Consider the following 17,895-nt stretch of genomic DNA (forward strand, 5'->3'; position numbering starts at 1 on the left):
ACAAATAAACGCTCAAAGCCGATGCATTTTAAAAACGTGTCCTGCCTGATCCTTCTTTTCTATGGTTTACCGGCATGGCTTATGCACATTAAAAAACCTTTCGTTGCTGAAAGGTTTTTTAAAATATAGATAGATGATACTATTTCTGACTTTTGCCGGAACCACTGCCGCTGTTTTTTGATTTATTAAATTTATCGAGCGCAGCCTGTAATTGTTTTCCTGCACCATCTGCATTTTTATATTCCTCTGAATTAGGATCAGGATATAAAGCTTTCATCTTTTCAGTTACGTCAATTGCTTTTTGATATTCCTGGTCTTTTGGTATATCGCTGGCATATTGCGCATAATAAATCAACAAATAATAATAATTAAAGTACGCTGTCTTTTTATTATCAGCGCCGGTATCTTTTGACAGGAAGTCGTTGTATTGTTCTATGGGCGCTACAGCCAGCCCCCTTGTGGTATCAGCATCAGTCATTTTTGCAAAACGCGTTCTGAATGAATAACCCTGCGGTTTATCCGGATAAGCGGTTATGTACAGTTGTATAACAGAATCGCCAACAAGGTATTTTGAAGAATCAAACGTATGAGTGGCATCTGCCGCTTTTGCATCAGTAATAGCCTTTGCCAAAGTAAAGTATTCTGTTTCGGAAAGCTTACCACCTTTTAAGGCTTCCATTTGCTTAACAATGGATAGCTGTTGTGAAAATTTGCTGTTTTTTGCTGCAATTTCCCCTGCTGTTGTTAAAAACTTTATCTGTTCTTCTTTTATAGTATCTATGGCAGCAGCTTTTTGCAGATAAGCAATTGCACTGTCTCCTGTCTCCGGGAATTTAGCCAGCACTGTTCCTGCAAATGCGTAATCATCAGGCTGGATGGTTTCTGCCGGGGCTGTTGCAAAATATTTCTGGATATATGTTCTGGCTTGTACCGAATCGCCTAATCTATCATAGTTATAAGCATATAAAACATTTAGTCTTGTATAATTGGCACAGCCGCCATTTTCCATATCCTTTGCTTTCTGCAATGATTCCTGGTACTTGCCGGCCCTTAAAAGATAGTTGCCTACGAAATATTCTGTTTTACAATCTTTATCTGCATTGGCAATGTATTTATCCAGATATTCTTTTGCGGCAGAAACATCGGTTTCAGAATAAAATTCGAAATACTGAAGGTAAACCGGTGCAAAAGCAGGGTCTGCGGCAATTGCTTTTCCATACCATTCATTCATAGACTCCAGGTTGCGCTGGCTTTGATATATCCTGCCTATCCTGTAAAAACCTCTGGCATACTGCTGGCTGGCGGTAGTTGATTTATTGAAAGCTTCAAAAGCCTCGCCACCATGATCGCCGCCCAGTTTCAGGTAACATACGCCCAGGTTATTAAAGATGTCTGGATTTTGAGGAGCTATAGCTGCAGCCTGTTTTAATTTATCAATGCCATAGTTCGGATCGCCTACACCACTGCCCCCGTCAGCCATGGCACGACCTATTGCATCCAGGATATCAGGGTCAGGCCCTTTATTTTTTCCTTTGGTTTTAGTAGTTGCAGTTATTGCCTGCTCAAATTTTTGCTTGGCCGCATTAATATCTCCGCCCTGCAATACATCCACATGGGCGCTGCCAATCCATATCCACGGATCGTTAAGACCTGCATTCAAAGCATTTTGATATACAATTTTTGCACTATCCAATTGTTCTGCATCCAGGTAAGCCTGTCCAAGCCAGTAAACGGCCTGTGCATCTTTATTGCCCGCTGCAAGTTTTTGAAATACCTGTTTAGCGCTTGTAAGCCTTTCGTAATACAGAAACTTTTTCCCATCGTCAATGCTCTGTGCAGAAACAATAGCGTACGCGCTTAAGAAAGTAACAAGAGATAAGATAGTTTTCTTCATTATTCCGTTGTTTTATTTATGAGATTTGTATTTGACTCCATCATGGATTTTCTTACCGTAAAATTCATTTTTGCCGGCACAAGATAACTTCTTCTGAATATTAATTGTCCCCGCTCAAGGCTTAAGAAGTTTACAAAACCTGAACCTAACCCTAAGGTGTTTTCTTTCAACACAAAAAACAAAGGCCGTACCAAAGGATATTCCCCTGCTGAAATTGTTGCCTGCGAAGGCCTTGCATATATTCCTTCCCCGCAATTTTTGCATTCTACCAGGCCAAACCTTATAGAATCTTTATATCGTTTCTGCACAGGGTCATCCTCATCCCCAACCCATGAAAAACCAATGAAGCCTATAGCGTTTTCATTGGATGAAACGTAACTGATTAAGTCTTTACTATCCGGCGCGGCCATCACATTCTTTCCAAATTCTGCTCCCATTAATAAAGAATCTTTTAACATTCGTACAGTACTTGTGGCATTCCTCCCATCCACAGCAACCAGTTTGGCGGTATCTTTTCCGCTTAAATACGCTTTAAGTTTATTGATAGTAAAGAGACTGTCTTTTGAATGTTTGTTTACAATTGCCACAATGGCATCGTAAGCTAAAATATCCCATTGTACTTTAAACGATAATTTCTGTTTATAATACTCGTTTTCTTCCTCGTTCAGGCCCCTGGAAACAATTATCATTCTTGTACTGTCTTTCTGCAGATCCCTGAAACAATCGGCTTCTGATTTATAACTTGCTTCAATATGCGTTTCCGGATGCGATGATTCATACACTTTAATCTGTTCCGTTATTACGGGCTTAAAACTTTCATCAACGCTTATAAAAATTGTACCCTTTACCGGCGAATCGTATTTGTCAACTTTATTTCTGCAGTTTACAAAGGCCAAACATAAAAAAACACTTGTATAAAAACCAATAAAAAGCCTGCGCTCGCTCATCATTCAAAAATTAATAGTCGTGTTTTATGCCACGGTACACTCTGAATCCCCCATACAATAAACACAATGCGCCAAAACCATAACGTATAAGCGAATCAAGGCCTGCAATTAAATCCAATCCGATTTTATCGCCAAAAAAAAGTATAACAGACATACCAATCATAAGGCCGGCCATGGTTAAATCATAAATCATGCGCATTTGCGTATAGCTTTTACGGCGCCTGCTTTCGAAATCATTATTCATTTATAAATTCAAAGTTGGCAATATAAAATATTTTTTATTCTTCACTCATAAATGTTACAGGCAAATTAAAATATACTGCAACAGCAGTGCCATTTTGCCTGCCAGGTTCCCATAGCGGCATTTTATTAATCACCCTTATCACTTCTTTATCAAGGTCTTCTCTTCCGCTGTTCAGGATTTTTACCTCCTCAATTTGCCCGTTTTTATTTACAACAAACGATACCCTTACAATGATTTTTTCTCCGGCCTGCAAATCATCGGGTTGTCTTACATTTTTCAGCATGAACTTTTTAAGCGCCTCCATCCCACCCGGATATTCCGGCATAACCTGTGCTGTAATCAATGGTTTATCATCTTTTACCGGTTCAGGCTTTACCCCGTAAGTTCCTTTACCAGCGCCTGTTTCCACAGGCGGTTTAATAGAGCCATCATCATCTGCGCCAATAATATTTTGTGTTCCGATTATACTCCTGTCTAAATCTTCAAGGGTCGGCATTTCCGTTTTTACATTATCATCAGCAATTACCGGCGCTGAAAATATTTTCCGGTTAAATTTTTTTTCAGCCGGTTTAGTTTTAACAGGTTCCGGATTTTTAGGAACATCCACTTTTATCAATTCCTGGTTAGGAATAAAAACAACAGGGCCTGCCGGCATAACATTATTTTTATGATGCATAAACTGTAAAAAAGAAAAAACAGTTGCCATTAAAAAAGTAATACCCGTGGCATACAATATGGTTTTCTTATACGATTTTCTTAGTGCGTACGCACCATAGGTTTTATTCCTGTTTTCAAAGAGTATATCAAGCAAATCACCCTGCATAATTTTTTCAGGCAGCATACAGTGAAAATTTAATGATGAATAAATATTGTTACAGAGCGCTCTGTATTTAAGATGCTTTAAAAAAGCAATTCCATAAACACTGAAGTATTTGAAAAAACATACCGGTTTTGATTTCAGCATAGCTGAATGCTTGTTTGGATACATTATTGTTGCAAATGAATTGCGTAAATACAGGGATTGTTAGTTGCACTGGCGCAATAAAAAATTGTAAATTGCGGAAATTTGAGGGCAGTCCGGCAATGCGAACTGTGACACCACAGACACAGGCAAGCGAAAAGATTGCGGCCTTTGACAAATGAAAGATATTTTTCCGTTTTACAGTATTGGGCGCTTCATTAACCAGCCGGCAAACCCGACAGAGTTTGAAATACTGCAGTTTGACAAAATGGAAAAATCCAATGTGAACGACTTTCACAAACACTGCTTTTACGAAATTCTCTGTGCAGAGAAAGACAAAAGCAAACAGATTATTGACTGCAGCGGGTATGAAGTAAAACCAAACAGTTTGTTTTTTATTTCGCCTAACCAAGTTCACCATTTTGAAGAATGGTGCTGAATTGGTTGCCGCTTCGCCACAAACACCCTGTAATTCTTTGAGCCTTGTTGAAAAAAACGGATTAAAACCTGACGTGCTTAGCGATAAAAAACAGTTGCCAGCCAGTTTACGGCTGTTTTCAAATACTCTGATAAATCTTTTGAGGCAATGAAAAATCTTGGCTTTAGCTCATACTATACACTTTCTTCTGTGACGTGGAAATAAGGAAATCAACAGACCTTCTTCCGGCGCCTTCAATCAGAAGAAAAAGACAGGTAAGTATTTGTGCATAGTCGGAACGGATTTCGTGTAATACTGCCCAAATGCCCGTTTTTGGCGGGGCTGGCGGCAAAGGCAATGGGCTTGTACCAAAATATAAATCAATTTTAGTACTAAGTACGGCAACTATCATTTGTACAATAAAATAAAATGCTGTTATCCTTGTCAGTAATCCGAAGATGAGTAACAGCCCGCCAATAATTTCACCTACAGCAATAAAATGAGCAGTAGTTTCAGGAAAAGGAAAACCCAATTTCGTAAACCTGCCCACACCCTGGTTTGTGTAAACAAATTTTAAAATGCCTTCCCAAAAAAATACGCTTCCCGCCATTAAACGCAGGATTAAAATAGCAGATTGCCCTGTAACAGGAGGATTGATAAACCAATTGATAATTTTTTTCATTTTTAAAAATTTTATTGTTTGATAGTGCAAACATCAACACTATACCACAGGCCAAAAAATTACTTACAGCATCTATGCTTTTTTCTTGATTAAAGCCTGCCTTATCAAGAATTTCACATGGGTTATGTAATAAAATTTACGCCGGTACATACATTGTTACCTTTGAGAAAATAAAAAATTGAAAAACAAAACATTTTTATACCATTCGTTTTTTTGGATAAGCATATATCTTTTCTGGGTGCTTGTTTTTCGCAGTTATTCGTTTTCCATTACCAAAACAATGACGGTTGAGTTTTGCTATTTAATTTTCATAACAACAGATTTTTATGCTGTCAATAATTTCATCGTTCCTCAGTTTCTATTTAAAAGAAAATATATACTTTTTGGGTTGGCTACAATAATCATCATTGCTGTTTCGGCATGGTTCAGGGCATTAATAGCTGTTCAAATGAATTTGCATTTTTTTCATGCCCCCCTTAGTTGATTTCAAAACAATATATCTAAATTCAGTAGTCAATATTTCTCTTTGGGTATTGTTAGTTACGATAATAAAAATGCTGATTGACAGAATACAAACCCAGCAACAATTAGATTTCCTGGAAAAAGAAAGAATACAAAGTGAATTAGATTATTTAAAAGCACAAATCAATCCCCACGCACTTTTCAACTCTTTAAATACAATCTATGGCCATATTGACAAAAGCAACCAAACCGCCAGAGATGCACTCCTGCAGTTTTCTGAATTATTGAAATATCAACTCTATGAATGCGGGGCAGAAAAAGTGAATGTAGAAAAAGAAATTGCTTATATAAAAAATTATGTGGCTTTTCAGAGATTGAGGCAAGATGATAAATTAATTGTAAATATTGACGCGGATAACATTGCATCAGGATCAAAAATTGCCCCGCTTTTAATAGTTGTGTTAATCGAAAATGCTTTCAAATTTGTAAGCAGTTTTTCCGGCAAACAAAATAAAATCAACATCAAAATATTTACAAAAGGAAATTTAGTGTATTGCTCTGTTATCAACACCAAAGAAATGCAACACAATTCGGTTAATGTAAATCCGGGAGGAATTGGAATAGTAAATTTAAAAAGAAGACTGGAATTGCTGTATCCCGATAAACATACGCTTAGCGTGAACAATGAGAATGACTTTTATCAAACAGATTTAATAATAAACTTAGCATGAAGCTGAAATGTATTATAATAGACGATGAACCCATTGCAAGGAAAATATTGCAGGAATTTATTGAAGAAATAGACTATTTGGAGTTTGCAGGCGAGGCTGAAAACCCTTTAAAAGCAATGTCTTTGCTGAATGATGATAACATTGATCTTATTTTTTTAGACATTAATATGCCTAAAATAAATGGAATTGATTTTCTGAAAAATTCAAAAACTACTGCAAATGTTATTATGACAACGGCTTATGCCGAATATGCAGTGGAAGCCTACGGCTTAGATGTTTTGGATTATCTGGTAAAGCCAATTGCCTTTGACAGATTTCTGAAAGCCTGCAACAAAGCAAAAGAAACAGGCGCATTAAGAAAAAATCTACAAACCCAACCGAACAAATTCGATGACCATTTTTTTATAAAATGCAACAATCAGATCGAGAAGGTTTTTTATGATGATTTGCTATACGCAGAAGCTATGCTAAACTATGTGATGCTCTGCACCAGTTCAAAAAAAATGATGGTTTATGTTACTATTAAAAACTTAGAAGAGCAACTGCCTGCCGGCATCTTTATTAAAGTGCACAAATCATTCATTGTGAATAAAACAAAAATAAAAAGTATAGAAGGAAATATTCTGGATATAGGAATTGAAAAAATTACAATCAGTCAAAACCTGAGAGAAAAAGTTATTGCTGAAATTGTAAAAGATAAAATGATAAAGCGGTAGCAGAATAAAACAGTATTAGAACAAATGGAAATTGATAAACCGGAAATCGTAATAAGACAGCTAAACACAAACGAGGCTATACCTTATGACCTGCTATTGCTTTCAGATGATTCGGCAGAAGCCATTGATAAGAACCTTGCCAATGGCGAACTTTATATTGCAAAATAAAAGAGAATATAGCAGGTGCACTTATTTAAAAGTAATTGAAAATGGCGCCATCGAAATCAAAAATATTGCCGTAAATGAAGCAGTGCAAGGCAATGGTATTGGTACTATATTATTGCAATACATCATAAAAATGCTAAATACAGGCAGTTTAAAGCACTTGTCGCAGGTGCCTGCAGCCAATGCCATAAGGAGATACGGTTTTATCAAAAATCAGGATTCGTTGTTTTTTCAATCCGAAAAGATTTTTTATAGAAAATTATACAAACCCAATTTATGAAAATAACATTCAAAAAAGGGTATGCAGCCAACATATAAGGTTTAAGAAGAAATGAATGAAACGAATGGCACAGCAGGCATTTTAAAAAGCAATGTCCATGGCTGCATTTTTTGTAAAACCAAGAATTTGCATTTTTATAAAAATGATAGCTTTTACCTTTGCCGCCTGTACTTGATGACTGATTGGATAGATTATGCAAACAAGAATTTATTTTGACAATGCTGCAACCACGCCGCTTGATGCAGAAGTGCTCGATGCAATGATGCCCTATTTAACCACGTACTTTGGCAATCCTTCTTCTATTTACAGTTATGGCAGGGAGACAAGGCTGGCGGTAGAAAATGCACGAAAAACAGTTGCAAAAATTTTAGGGGCTCATCCCGGTGAAATATTTTTTACCAGCGGCGGCACCGAGAGCACCAATATGGCTGTTTGGGCTGCGGTAAACGATTTGGGCTGCGAAAGAATCGTCACTTCGCCTTTGGAACATCATGCCACCCTGCATACAGTGGAATATTTACACCGGCAAAAAAATACAGGGCTTGAATTTGTAAAAATTCTGCCTGACGGCCATATTGATTTGAATGATCTGGAGAAATTGCTTTCCTCATCCGGTAAAAAAACACTCGTTACGCTCATGCATGCCAATAATGAGATCGGGAATATAACTGATATACATACCGTTGGCGGGCTATGCAGGAAATTTGATGCCGTTTTTCACAGTGATACGGTACAAACCGTTGGCCATTTTCCGTTTAATTTACATGCAATGCCCGTTGATTTTATAAATGGCGCTGCACATAAATTTCACGGGCCAAAAGGTGTAGGCATTATTTATATAAGTGAAAGAAGGAAAATAAAACCTTTTATCCAGGGTGGCAGCCAGGAAAGGAATATGCGTGCCGGAACGGAGAATATTTATGGCATTGTTGGAGTTGCCAAAGCATTGGAAATAGCCACAAAAAATTATGAAACAGATAAAGCCTATATATACGGCCTGAAAAATTATATGCTGCAGCAATTGCAAAATAATATTGAAGGCGTAAGCTTTAACGGCGATTATGCCGGCAACAGCTTATACACAGTGCTCAGCGCCAACTTTCCAAAAAATGACAGGAGCGAGCTCCTGCTTTTCAATCTTGATATCAATAATATATGCGCCAGCGGCGGCAGCGCCTGCGCCAGTGGCGCCAGTACAGGCAGCCATGTGATAAGCGCAATTAACCCGGCTGCTGACATTGATTTTGTAACTGTACGATTTTCTTTCAGCAAATACAATACAAAAGAAGAGATAGATGCGGTTGTGCATAAGCTGAAAAACATTATATAATGCTGTATGAATAATATCATTCATTATAATAATTGCCCGGCCTGTTCAGGCGCTAACATTGCTTATGCGCTGAAAGCAAAAGATGAAACAGTAAGCAGGGAATATTTTGAAGTATGGCAATGCAACGATTGCACGCTCCGGTTTACGCAGGATGTTCCCGGCGAAGAAAGCATTGGCCGTTATTACCAGTCATCAGAATACATTTCCCATTCTAACACATCAAAGGGCGTGGTGAATAAATTATACCATGCCGTTCGCTCAATAACATTGCAAACAAAAAGAAAGCTGGCTGAAAAAAGCAGTGGTGTAAAAAAGGGGCATTTGCTTGATGTGGGCGCCGGCACAGGCGCTTTCGCTTCCGCCATGAAAAGCGCTGGCTGGCATGTAACAGGCCTGGAGCCAGATGAAACAGCAAGGGCTAACGCGGAAAAAGATTTTAATATTACGTTGCAGCCAACAGGAAATTTATTCAGCCTTAACCGGCAAAGCTTTGACGTCATTACATTATGGCATGTGCTGGAGCATGTGCATCGTTTGCATGATTACCTCAGTATGTTTCATGCTTTATTAAAACCCGGCGGCGCGTTAATAATTGCTGTTCCCAACTATACCAGCTACGATGCGGCAATATACAATAATAACTGGGCGGCTTATGATGTGCCGCGCCATCTGTACCACTTTTCCCCGGCAAGCATGCAGTGGCTTTTGAACGCGCATCAATTTTCCCTCGCTGATAAAAAACCTATGTGGTTCGACAGCTTTTATGTGAGCCTTTTAAGCGAGAAATATATTTCAGGAAAAAGCCATTTTATAAAAGCCTTTTTTAACGGCCTGCGCTCAAACATAAAAACCCTGCAGTACGCCTCCAATTGCAGTTCAATAATTTATATTGCCAAAAAATAAATTTGGCATTGTATCTGCCTAAAACTCTCAGGGATTTTACCTGATAATTTTGCTGAAACATTTCAGGGTGGTTATTTAAATTATAATTGCCCGGTAATCTTAAAATAAATTACTACTGTAACCCATTGTGTGATTTGAAGTATAAATTTGCGCAATTTAATATAAGCAAATACATGAGGTGGCAGTGTTTTGGTACCACTTCATAAAGTTGTAAAGATAAATCAACAACCTGTACGCCTTTCCCACAAAATGGGAATGTTTTAATTGCACAACAGGTTAGATCATTGCTGTAATTATTCAGGACATAAAACAATACCTATTGAACGCGAAAAAAATTGGCAAGAAAGTTTTAAAAGTTTTTGCATGGATTATTGGCATCATTATTTTTTTAATCGTGCTTGTGTATGTATTGATACAGGTTCCGGCCGTTCAAAACTTCGCAAAAAACAAAGCCATTGCTTACCTCGAAGGGAAAATTAAGACCAAAGTTGAAATAGGAAAATTCAGTCTTGATTTTCCTAAAAAAATAGTACTGGAAAAAATCTATTTTGAAGACCAGCGGAAAGACACGCTTTTATACGGGGGTAAAATAAGGGTTGATATTTCGTTGTTCAGTTTATTAAACAATGAAGTAAACCTGCAGTATCTTGAACTGAACGGCATTAAAGCCAATATTTACAGGAATTATCCTGATACCAGCTTCAACTTTGATTATATTGTAAAAGCATTTGCCAGTGAAGAAGAAAAAAAACCGGAACCCCAAGACACTTCGGCGCCAATGAAATTCAACATTGGCAAAATTGTTCTGAAAGATATTACAGCAAAATTTAAAGATGATGAAAGCGGCAACAACGTTTACTTTTATCTCGGCAATTTTAATACAAGCATTGATACATTCGATCCGGATAAGCTTGTTTATAAAATAAAAGACATCAGTATTGCAGATATAAATGCAAAGGTTTACCAATATAAACCGCTCATTGAAAACAAAGACAGCATCAGCCCTGTTTCGTCACCATCCGAATCTTCCTCGCCCATGCCCACCCTGCAGTTAAACAGCTTAAACCTGCAGCGTATTTATTTTAATTACCGGAACGATGTTTCGGCATTGCTCGCATTTCTTAAGATTGGGGAGTTAAGTACACATCCCGAAAATATTAACCTGCAAAACCTTGATATCAACCTGAAGGATTTTGCATTTCATAATTCAGTAATTAAAGTTGGCCTTGGCAAATCGCAGGAAGCAAAGGAAACCAAAGATGTGGTGGCTGCCAAAACCGACAGCCAGTTAAATAACCCATGGAAGTTTTATCTGGCTAAAGCCGATTTTAAAAACAATGAATTGATTTATGATGACAATAATGCCACACCTTTGCCCGAAGGTTTTGATGCCAGCCATTTGCATATTAACAATTTTGTACTGGAAGGCGACAGCTTAAGTTTTACGCCTGCTGTATTCCAGGGAAACATAGGCCAGCTTGCATTGAATGAAAAAAGCGGGCTTGCCCTGCAGAAATTTCATACAAAATTTTATTACAGCGATACAACCGCATCGCTTACTGATTTATTGCTGCAAACCGATGGCACAACCGTTCAAAATAAACTCATAGTAAAATATCCTTCCATTGAAGCCATATCAAAAAATATCGGGGCTTTATACATTGATGCCAGTCTGTCCAATTCAAAAATCTCTGTAAAAGATTTTTTGGCATTCATGCCTTCCTATAAAAGAACCATGGGCAACTATAAATTATCTGCTATAAAATTAAATGCAGCCCTTAAAGGTTTTGTTCGCGACCTTTCCATACCCACATTTGAACTAAGCGGTTACGGCGATACCTATATAAAATTGTCAGGACGGCTGCAGGGTTTGCCCGATGCAAAGCGTGCTTATTATAATGTAAAAATTAACCAGTTTACTTCAACCAAAAAAGATATACTTAGCTTATTGCCGCCAAAAACATTACCGGATAATTTTAATCTTCCCGACAGGTTTGCCCTTAATGGTTTTTTGAAAGGAAACACCAGCGCATTTAACACGCAGCTTGCTTTAAAAACAAACAAAGGCAATATAAATGTTGACGGCAGCATGAAGCCCGGCGATGTATATGCCGTGAATGCAAAGCTGCAGAATGTGGATGCAGGTTATTTAATGAAACAACAGGGCAATCTTGGAAAAGTTACGGCTAACCTAACGGCAAGCGGCAAAGGCCTGGATATAAAGAAAGCCAACGCAAAATATAACCTTGATGTGGCCAGTGCAGAAGTAAAAGGCTATAATTACCGGGGCCTGAATGTAAACGGCGAAATAAACGATGGCGTAAATACAACCAAGGCATCCATTAATGATTCTGCTATTGCGCTAAACCTTGATCTTACTGCAAACCTGAACACATCTTCCTCTTACCCGCCACTGAAATTGGATTTGCTTATTGATACATTAAATGCTAAAGCATTGAACCTAATGAGCGATACATTAAGTGTAAGCGGGCATATAACAGCCGATCTTCCTTCTACCAATCCCGATGACCTGGTGGGAACAGTTAATATAAACAACTTATCGTTAACGAGGGCCGGCCAAAAATTAAATACGGACAGTATTTCTCTCGTTGCAGGAGGCGACTCAGCCAATAAAAGCATTGTAATTAAAGCAGGCAATGATATTGACGCCGCACTTGTTGGCCAATATAAATTAACGGAGATAGCGCAGGCATTGCAGCAGGCAATCAATCAATACTATAAGCTGCCCGGTTATGAACAAAAAAATATAACAGCGCAAAACTGGACGTTTGATGCAACAGTTCGCCCGCAGGGGCTTATATTACAGTTGGCGCCAGATTTAAAAGGCAGCGATTCCATCACCGTACATGCACATTTGAATGCTGCGCAAAACGATCTGGGCTTAACGGCAAAAAGCCGGCGCATCATTGTCGGAACAAATCAGATAGACAGTTTAAATGTAACTGCGCAATCTTCGGCAGAGGCTTTTAATGCAAGCCTTTCTGTTGAAGGCATTAAAGCCGGATCAACCCAGTTGTATAAAACCGCAGTGAATGCAAAAATTGCCAATAACCAGTTAGGCGTTGATGTTAGCTCGAATGATTCAAAAGATAAAACACAATATGCCCTGGGCGCCTTATTAAACCAGATTGACAGCGGCTTTCGCATTAGTTTAAAACCCGATCTTGTTTTAGATGGCGACAAATGGAATGTAGGCGCCAATAACGCTATTCAATACGATTCATCAGGTATTGTCATCAATAATTTTTCCATCAGCCAGGGCAATCAATCCTTATCTTTAAACAGCACTTCCCCATTGCCAACCGCACCTATAAAAATTGATCTCAAAAATTTTGAAATAGCTACCATCACCAAAATAGCGCACCAGGATTCTTTGTTAGCCTCCGGCACCATTAACGGCACTGCAGAAATTACCAACCCCACAAAGGATATGGTATTTACTTCCGATTTAACTATAAATAATCTTGCCTATAAATTAGATACCATTGGCAATCTTGCCATAAAGGTTGATAATAAAACAGCCAATGCCTATAATGCAGATGTTTCTGTTACAGGCAAGGGCAACGACGTTCGCTTAACCGGTTTATATTATACCGGCGAAAGCAGGATGGACCTGAACCTGGCACTGAACAACCTGAACCTGGCTATGGTTAAAGCCTTTGCCGCCGGGCAACTGGATGATATAAGGGGTTTTCTAAGAGGCGGGATTGCCATTAAAGGCACAACGTCTGCGCCCGATATTGATGGCAGGCTAAATTTTGCAAACGCGTCATTTGTACCAACCATTTCCGGTGAGAGATTTACAATACCGAAGGATGCCATCCGCGTAAATTCGAAGGGCATTCATTTTAATAATTTCGACCTGGTTGATTCATCCGGCAACAAAGCCACTATTGATGGCGATATCCTCACCAAAGATTATAAAAGCTTTACATCGAACCTTACGTTGAATGCAGATGATTTCACGGTAGTAAATGCGCCGCAGGCAACAGACCGTATTGTATATGGCAAGCTGAATATTGATGCAGCCGCAGATATAAAAGGCGATTTAATGGCGCCAACCGTAAGCGGCAATTTAAGGGTGAACAAGATTACCGATTTTATTTTTGTGGTGCCGCAATCAGACCCCGAAGTGGAATCGAGGGAAGGCGTAGTTGTTTTTGTTGACAAGGATAACCCGGCCGATACGGCGCAGGTAGTGATTGATTCGGCAGCCATTGCCAAACTTACCGGCCTGTCGGTTGATGCCGATATAGAAATAGACAGCTCGGCAAAATTTACCGTTATCATTGATGAAAGAAACGGCGATGCCCTAACACTGAAAGGAAGGGCCAATTTAAACGGCGGCATTGATAAAAGCGGGAAGACAACCTTAACCGGCGCTTATGAACTGGAAAGCGGCTCATATAATTTGTCGCTGAGCCTTTTAAAAAGGCAGTTCCTTATTCAGAAAGGAAGCACCATTACATGGACAGGCGACCCTACGGCAGCCAATATAGATGTAACCGCCGTATATGAAATAAACACCCCGTCTATTGACCTGATGCAGTCCTCTGTTTCCGGCAATTCCACTTCTGAAATAACGAAGTATAAAGAGAAGCTGCCCTTTCAGGTTTTGCTGCACATGACGGGGGAATTATTAAAGCCTGTAATAACATTCGATATCATACTGCCTGAAAGAACCGCCACTCAATGGACTGATGTTGCCGATAAACTGCAGCAGGTACGCAACGATGAAGGTGAATTGAACAAGCAGGTTTTTGCGTTGCTCTTGCTTGGCAGATTTGTACAGGAAAATCCCTTTGTAAGCTCTGCCGGCGGCACGGGTGTTGAAGGCCAGATAAGGGCCAGCGCCAGCCGTATTCTAACCGATCAGTTAAACAACCTGGCGGGCAGCTTAATTAAAGGTGTTGATGTGAATTTTGGCGTAGAGTCCGGCGCAGATTACTCTACCGGCACTGCGCAGAACAGAACTGATCTTAATGTAACGGTATCAAAAAAATTATTGAACGACAGGCTGCGGGTAAATGTAGGCAGCAACTTTCAACTGGAAGGACCAAGCAATGCCAATCAAAACACGGTAAACCCGGCTGGTGATGTTTCAGTTGATTACCAGCTTACAAAAGATGGCCGTTATATGATACGTGTGTACAGGCTGAATGAATATGAAAACCAGATTGACGGGCAGGTAATTGAAACAGGCATGAGCTTTATTCTTACCTATGATTATAACAAGTTCAGTGAAATATTTACAGGCAGAAAAGAAGCAAAGCTGATAAGAAAAAGAAATAGAAAAATTTCACAGGAACAAAAACAGAGAAGGCGCGAAGAACAAATTAAACAGGCATCGCAGTATCAAAACCCCACTAATAATCCTTAACTGTTTTTATAATAATACCGGCAATGAGCTTGATGAAAAAATACAGAACAATCTTTACACACCTGACAGGTTTTGGATGCATGGTTATACTATTTGCTTCGTGCAGCAATACCAAAAACCTTGGGCCCGGGCAAAACCTGTTTGTTGGCGCAAAGGAAAAAATAAAATCAACAGATAGGCTGCCCTCTTCAAAACGCAAGGATCTGCAAAGCCAGATGGCATCGCTGGTGCGGCCCGAACCCAATGCTTCCATTTTGGGTGTAAGGTTTAAGCTTACGGTGTTTAATATGTTTAAGGAGCCAAAAAAGAAAAAAGGCCTTGTTTACTGGCTGAAATATAAAGTGGGCGAACCGCCTGTGCTCGCTTCCAATTCCGTGCTCGAAAAAAACAGGCTGGTATTGCAAAGCCATCTGGAAAACGAAGGGTTTTTCAGGGATTCTGTTGTTATGGATACCTCTGTAAAAAACAAAAAGCTGTCTGTAACTTATACGGCACTGGTTGATACGCAGTACCGGATTAACCATGTTTCTTATCCAAATGATTCAGGTATTATCGCAAAAAATATACAGCAATATGCCACAGGCAAAAAATATGTGCTGTTAAGGCCAAACAATCCTTACAGCCTGGATGTGATAAAAGATGAGCGTACACGTATTGACGCCCGTTTAAAGGATAAGGGCTTTTACTATTTCAGCCCTGATTATTTACTGGCAAGAACAGATTCCACCATCGGGAATCATAAGGTTGACATTGACATGAAGCTAAAGCCTGAAACACCGGCCATGGCAAAGCTTCCTTATTATATTAATAACGTTTACGTTTTTGCAGACTACGATATAAATGCAGATACCGCCAGGCGAAAGGCAAAGTTGTTTGAAGGCTATCACATTATTGATCCTAACAATAAATACAACCCCAAGATATTCAGCAGGACACTGGTATTTAAACGAGGCGATTTATATAACCGCACCGATCATAACCTGAGCCTGAACCGCCTCATCACATTAGGTATATACAAGTTTGTAAAAGTGCGTTTTGAACCGGCCAGGGACAGTGTGCAGAAATTAAACGCCTTTTATTATTTAACGCCTACAAACACAAAGTCAATACGCTTTGAGGTATCGGGGCTTACCAAATCCAATAATGCAACCGGCGGGGAGTTTTCAGCAAACTGGCGGCACCGCAATTTATTTAAGGGCGCAGAGCTGCTTACCATTGCAGCCAATTTTGGATTTCAAACACAAATATCTTCCGGCTACAATGTAAACACATTAAGCTATGGGCTGGAGGCTGATTTGTATGTGCCGCGTATCATTGCCCCGTTCAGGCTAAACACAAGCAGCGCTTATGTGCCGCAAACCAAGTTTGGCGCCAGCTATAAATTTTATAACCGCACCACCTTATATACCCTTAGATCAATAGGCGCCAGCTATGGTTATATCTGGAAAGACGGTGTTAAAAACGAACATGAGTTTACGCTTATCAATATAAATGCTGTAAAGCCTGCAAACTTTACTGACAGCTTTAAAGCCCTTATTGACACCAACCTTACCGTACGGCGCAGCGTGGAAAAGCAGTTTATTATTGGCAGCATTTATAATTATAACTATAACTCGCAGGCGCAGGCAAACACAAAAAGGAATAATTTTTATTTTAATGGCAATATTGACCTTTCAGGCAACCTGCTGGGCTTAGCAACAGGCGCCAATATAAATGAAGGCGATAAGAAGAAAATCTTGGGGCAGGAATTTACACAGTATGTAAAACTGGAAGGCGACTTCAGGCATTACCTGCGGTTAGGCAAATACAATTCATTTAACACAAGGCTTGATGCCGGCGTGGCTGTTGCTTATGGCAATGATACGCTTGTGCCTTTTATAAAGGAATTTTTTGCCGGCGGTGTAAGCGATTTGAGAGGCTTTCGCGCAAGAACCCTGGTGGGCGCATATTATGCAGGCAACCCGCGTGAAAAGCTTATATACGACCAGCCCGGCGATGTAAAACTTTTATTAACGGCAGAATACAGGGCTAAGCTGTTTTCAATCTTAAGGTATGCGCTTTTTGCAGATGCAGGCAATGTATGGACTTTAAAATATGATACATCAAGGCCCGGCTCTAAATTTTACAGCAGCCAGTTCTTAAACCAGATAGCCGTAGATGCGGGCATCGGCCTGCGCGCCGATATTAGCATCCTTATTGTAAGGCTCGACGTAGCCTTCCCTTTACGGTTGCCATATAATTTACCCAGCGGTGAAAAATATAAAATTGATTTTGGCGACAGTGAATGGCGCAAGAATAATATTGTTTGGAACCTGGCTATCGGCTATCCGTTTTAGGCGCGAAACGGGAAAGCCTGGCAGCATGATTATTATACGCTCCAAGGTGCAAAAAAATGATTTTGTGGTATTCGGTTTCAGCCTCCTTTCCAAAGGAAGGGGTTGGGGAGCGGGGGTATTCCACAATTTCCTTGCGTACCATATCAATGAACCATATAGGCACGTTAGAAGATGTAAGCATACATTAAGCAAAGCAGCTATACTCCTCGCTGGATAAAAATGTGCAATCATTGATTTGCCAAAGTATAAATCTATTCTTATTGCCAGCCTTACACTAAGTAAGGCAAGCATAAAACATAACCACTGGCACGTCATGCCCCCTACGCGTCGGGGGCATCTCATACTTAGCGTGTACCAATATACATTTTATAAAGTCATCCTTGCTTATACAGCATGATTATGAGATTTCCGCCTTTCCGATAAAC

The 17,895-nt window shown here is 39.5% G+C and carries 14 protein-coding genes; 9 read left to right on the plus strand and 5 right to left on the minus strand.

Annotation, left to right across the window (positions count from 1 at the left end):
- Nucleotides 1-139 precede the first annotated feature (139 nt).
- The 4 genes from QM629_RS08135 to QM629_RS08150 are packed head-to-tail and all read right to left on the minus strand — an operon-like array spanning nucleotide 140 to nucleotide 3,926.
- Nucleotides 140-1,894: a tetratricopeptide repeat protein gene (locus QM629_RS08135; RefSeq protein WP_415159007.1), complete on the minus strand. Its 1,755-nt coding sequence runs from the start codon at nucleotides 1,892-1,894 to the stop codon at nucleotides 140-142.
- Nucleotides 1,894-2,844, minus strand: a complete 951-nt coding sequence (locus QM629_RS08140; RefSeq protein WP_415159009.1) for a PstS family phosphate ABC transporter substrate-binding protein — start codon at nucleotides 2,842-2,844, stop codon at nucleotides 1,894-1,896. Before QM629_RS08140 ends, QM629_RS08135 begins: the two co-directional genes overlap by 1 nt.
- 7 nt (nucleotides 2,845-2,851) lie before the next feature.
- Entirely contained in the window at nucleotides 2,852-3,085 is a 234-nt protein-coding gene (locus QM629_RS08145) for a hypothetical protein (RefSeq protein ID WP_415159011.1), read from the minus strand.
- Nucleotides 3,086-3,119: 34 nt separating this feature from the next.
- Nucleotides 3,120-3,926, minus strand: a complete 807-nt coding sequence (locus QM629_RS08150; protein WP_415159013.1) for an energy transducer TonB — start codon at nucleotides 3,924-3,926, stop codon at nucleotides 3,120-3,122.
- 298 nt (nucleotides 3,927-4,224) lie between these two features.
- On the opposite strand from QM629_RS08150, the gene QM629_RS08155 reads away from it, so the two are divergent.
- Entirely contained in the window at nucleotides 4,225-4,485 is a 261-nt protein-coding gene (locus QM629_RS08155) for a hypothetical protein (RefSeq protein WP_415159015.1), read from the plus strand.
- A 163-nt stretch (nucleotides 4,486-4,648) separates the two neighbouring features.
- Here the strand turns inward: QM629_RS08155 and QM629_RS08160 are convergent, their stop codons facing one another.
- On the minus strand, nucleotides 4,649-5,146 hold the full coding sequence (locus QM629_RS08160) for a DoxX family protein (protein WP_415159017.1): 498 nt from the start codon (nucleotides 5,144-5,146) through the stop codon (nucleotides 4,649-4,651).
- 467 nt (nucleotides 5,147-5,613) lie between these two features.
- Between QM629_RS08160 and QM629_RS08165 the strand changes: the two genes are divergently transcribed.
- The 8 genes from QM629_RS08165 to QM629_RS08200 all read left to right on the plus strand — a co-directional run bounded on the left by QM629_RS08165 (nucleotide 5,614) and on the right by QM629_RS08200 (nucleotide 17,470).
- Complete coding sequence (locus tag QM629_RS08165; protein WP_415159019.1) at nucleotides 5,614-6,339, plus strand: sensor histidine kinase; 726 nt, start codon at nucleotides 5,614-5,616, stop codon at nucleotides 6,337-6,339.
- Nucleotides 6,336-7,055, plus strand: a complete 720-nt coding sequence (locus QM629_RS08170) for a LytR/AlgR family response regulator transcription factor (protein WP_415159021.1) — start codon at nucleotides 6,336-6,338, stop codon at nucleotides 7,053-7,055. The genes QM629_RS08165 and QM629_RS08170 overlap by 4 nt, the downstream gene beginning before the upstream one ends.
- Nucleotides 7,056-7,079: 24 nt before the next feature.
- Nucleotides 7,080-7,223 (plus strand): hypothetical protein, encoded by a 144-nt coding sequence (locus QM629_RS08175; RefSeq protein ID WP_415159023.1) that lies wholly within the window; start codon nucleotides 7,080-7,082, stop codon nucleotides 7,221-7,223.
- Nucleotides 7,198-7,500, plus strand: coding sequence for a GNAT family N-acetyltransferase (locus QM629_RS08180; protein ID WP_415159025.1), 303 nt, complete (start codon nucleotides 7,198-7,200; stop codon nucleotides 7,498-7,500). The genes QM629_RS08175 and QM629_RS08180 overlap by 26 nt, the downstream gene beginning before the upstream one ends.
- Before the next feature lie 193 nt (nucleotides 7,501-7,693).
- Nucleotides 7,694-8,830: a cysteine desulfurase family protein gene (locus QM629_RS08185; protein WP_415159027.1), complete on the plus strand. Its 1,137-nt coding sequence runs from the start codon at nucleotides 7,694-7,696 to the stop codon at nucleotides 8,828-8,830.
- Between the two features lie 6 nt (nucleotides 8,831-8,836).
- The gene (locus tag QM629_RS08190) at nucleotides 8,837-9,733 is read left to right on the plus strand and encodes a class I SAM-dependent methyltransferase (protein WP_415159029.1); all 897 of its coding nucleotides are present in this window, start codon (nucleotides 8,837-8,839) and stop codon (nucleotides 9,731-9,733) included.
- Between the two features lie 319 nt (nucleotides 9,734-10,052).
- Nucleotides 10,053-15,134 carry a translocation/assembly module TamB domain-containing protein gene (locus tag QM629_RS08195; protein ID WP_415159031.1) on the plus strand — a complete coding sequence of 1,694 codons (5,082 nt, stop codon included), beginning with the start codon at nucleotides 10,053-10,055 and terminating at the stop codon, nucleotides 15,132-15,134.
- 23 nt (nucleotides 15,135-15,157) lie between these two features.
- Nucleotides 15,158-17,470: a BamA/TamA family outer membrane protein gene (locus QM629_RS08200; protein ID WP_415159033.1), complete on the plus strand. Its 2,313-nt coding sequence runs from the start codon at nucleotides 15,158-15,160 to the stop codon at nucleotides 17,468-17,470.
- Nucleotides 17,471-17,895: the final 425 nt, after the last annotated feature.

Origin of the sequence: Parafilimonas sp. (assembly GCF_047606085.1) — a bacterium.
Classification (GTDB): domain Bacteria; phylum Bacteroidota; class Bacteroidia; order Chitinophagales; family Chitinophagaceae; genus Parafilimonas.

Coding starts and splice junctions, on each gene's coding strand:
- QM629_RS08135 (WP_415159007.1), bottom strand. CDS start 1,894: ATGAAGAAAACTATCTTATCTCTTGTTACTTTCTTAAGCGCGTACGCT.
- QM629_RS08140 (WP_415159009.1), bottom strand. CDS start 2,844: ATGATGAGCGAGCGCAGGCTTTTTATTGGTTTTTATACAAGTGTTTTT.
- QM629_RS08145 (WP_415159011.1), bottom strand. CDS start 3,085: ATGAATAATGATTTCGAAAGCAGGCGCCGTAAAAGCTATACGCAAATG.
- QM629_RS08150 (WP_415159013.1), bottom strand. CDS start 3,926: ATGCTGCCTGAAAAAATTATGCAGGGTGATTTGCTTGATATACTCTTT.
- QM629_RS08155 (WP_415159015.1), top strand. CDS start 4,225: ATGAAAGATATTTTTCCGTTTTACAGTATTGGGCGCTTCATTAACCAG.
- QM629_RS08160 (WP_415159017.1), bottom strand. CDS start 5,146: ATGAAAAAAATTATCAATTGGTTTATCAATCCTCCTGTTACAGGGCAA.
- QM629_RS08165 (WP_415159019.1), top strand. CDS start 5,614: ATGCCCCCCTTAGTTGATTTCAAAACAATATATCTAAATTCAGTAGTC.
- QM629_RS08170 (WP_415159021.1), top strand. CDS start 6,336: ATGAAGCTGAAATGTATTATAATAGACGATGAACCCATTGCAAGGAAA.
- QM629_RS08175 (WP_415159023.1), top strand. CDS start 7,080: ATGGAAATTGATAAACCGGAAATCGTAATAAGACAGCTAAACACAAAC.
- QM629_RS08180 (WP_415159025.1), top strand. CDS start 7,198: ATGGCGAACTTTATATTGCAAAATAAAAGAGAATATAGCAGGTGCACT.
- QM629_RS08185 (WP_415159027.1), top strand. CDS start 7,694: ATGCAAACAAGAATTTATTTTGACAATGCTGCAACCACGCCGCTTGAT.
- QM629_RS08190 (WP_415159029.1), top strand. CDS start 8,837: ATGAATAATATCATTCATTATAATAATTGCCCGGCCTGTTCAGGCGCT.
- QM629_RS08200 (WP_415159033.1), top strand. CDS start 15,158: ATGAGCTTGATGAAAAAATACAGAACAATCTTTACACACCTGACAGGT.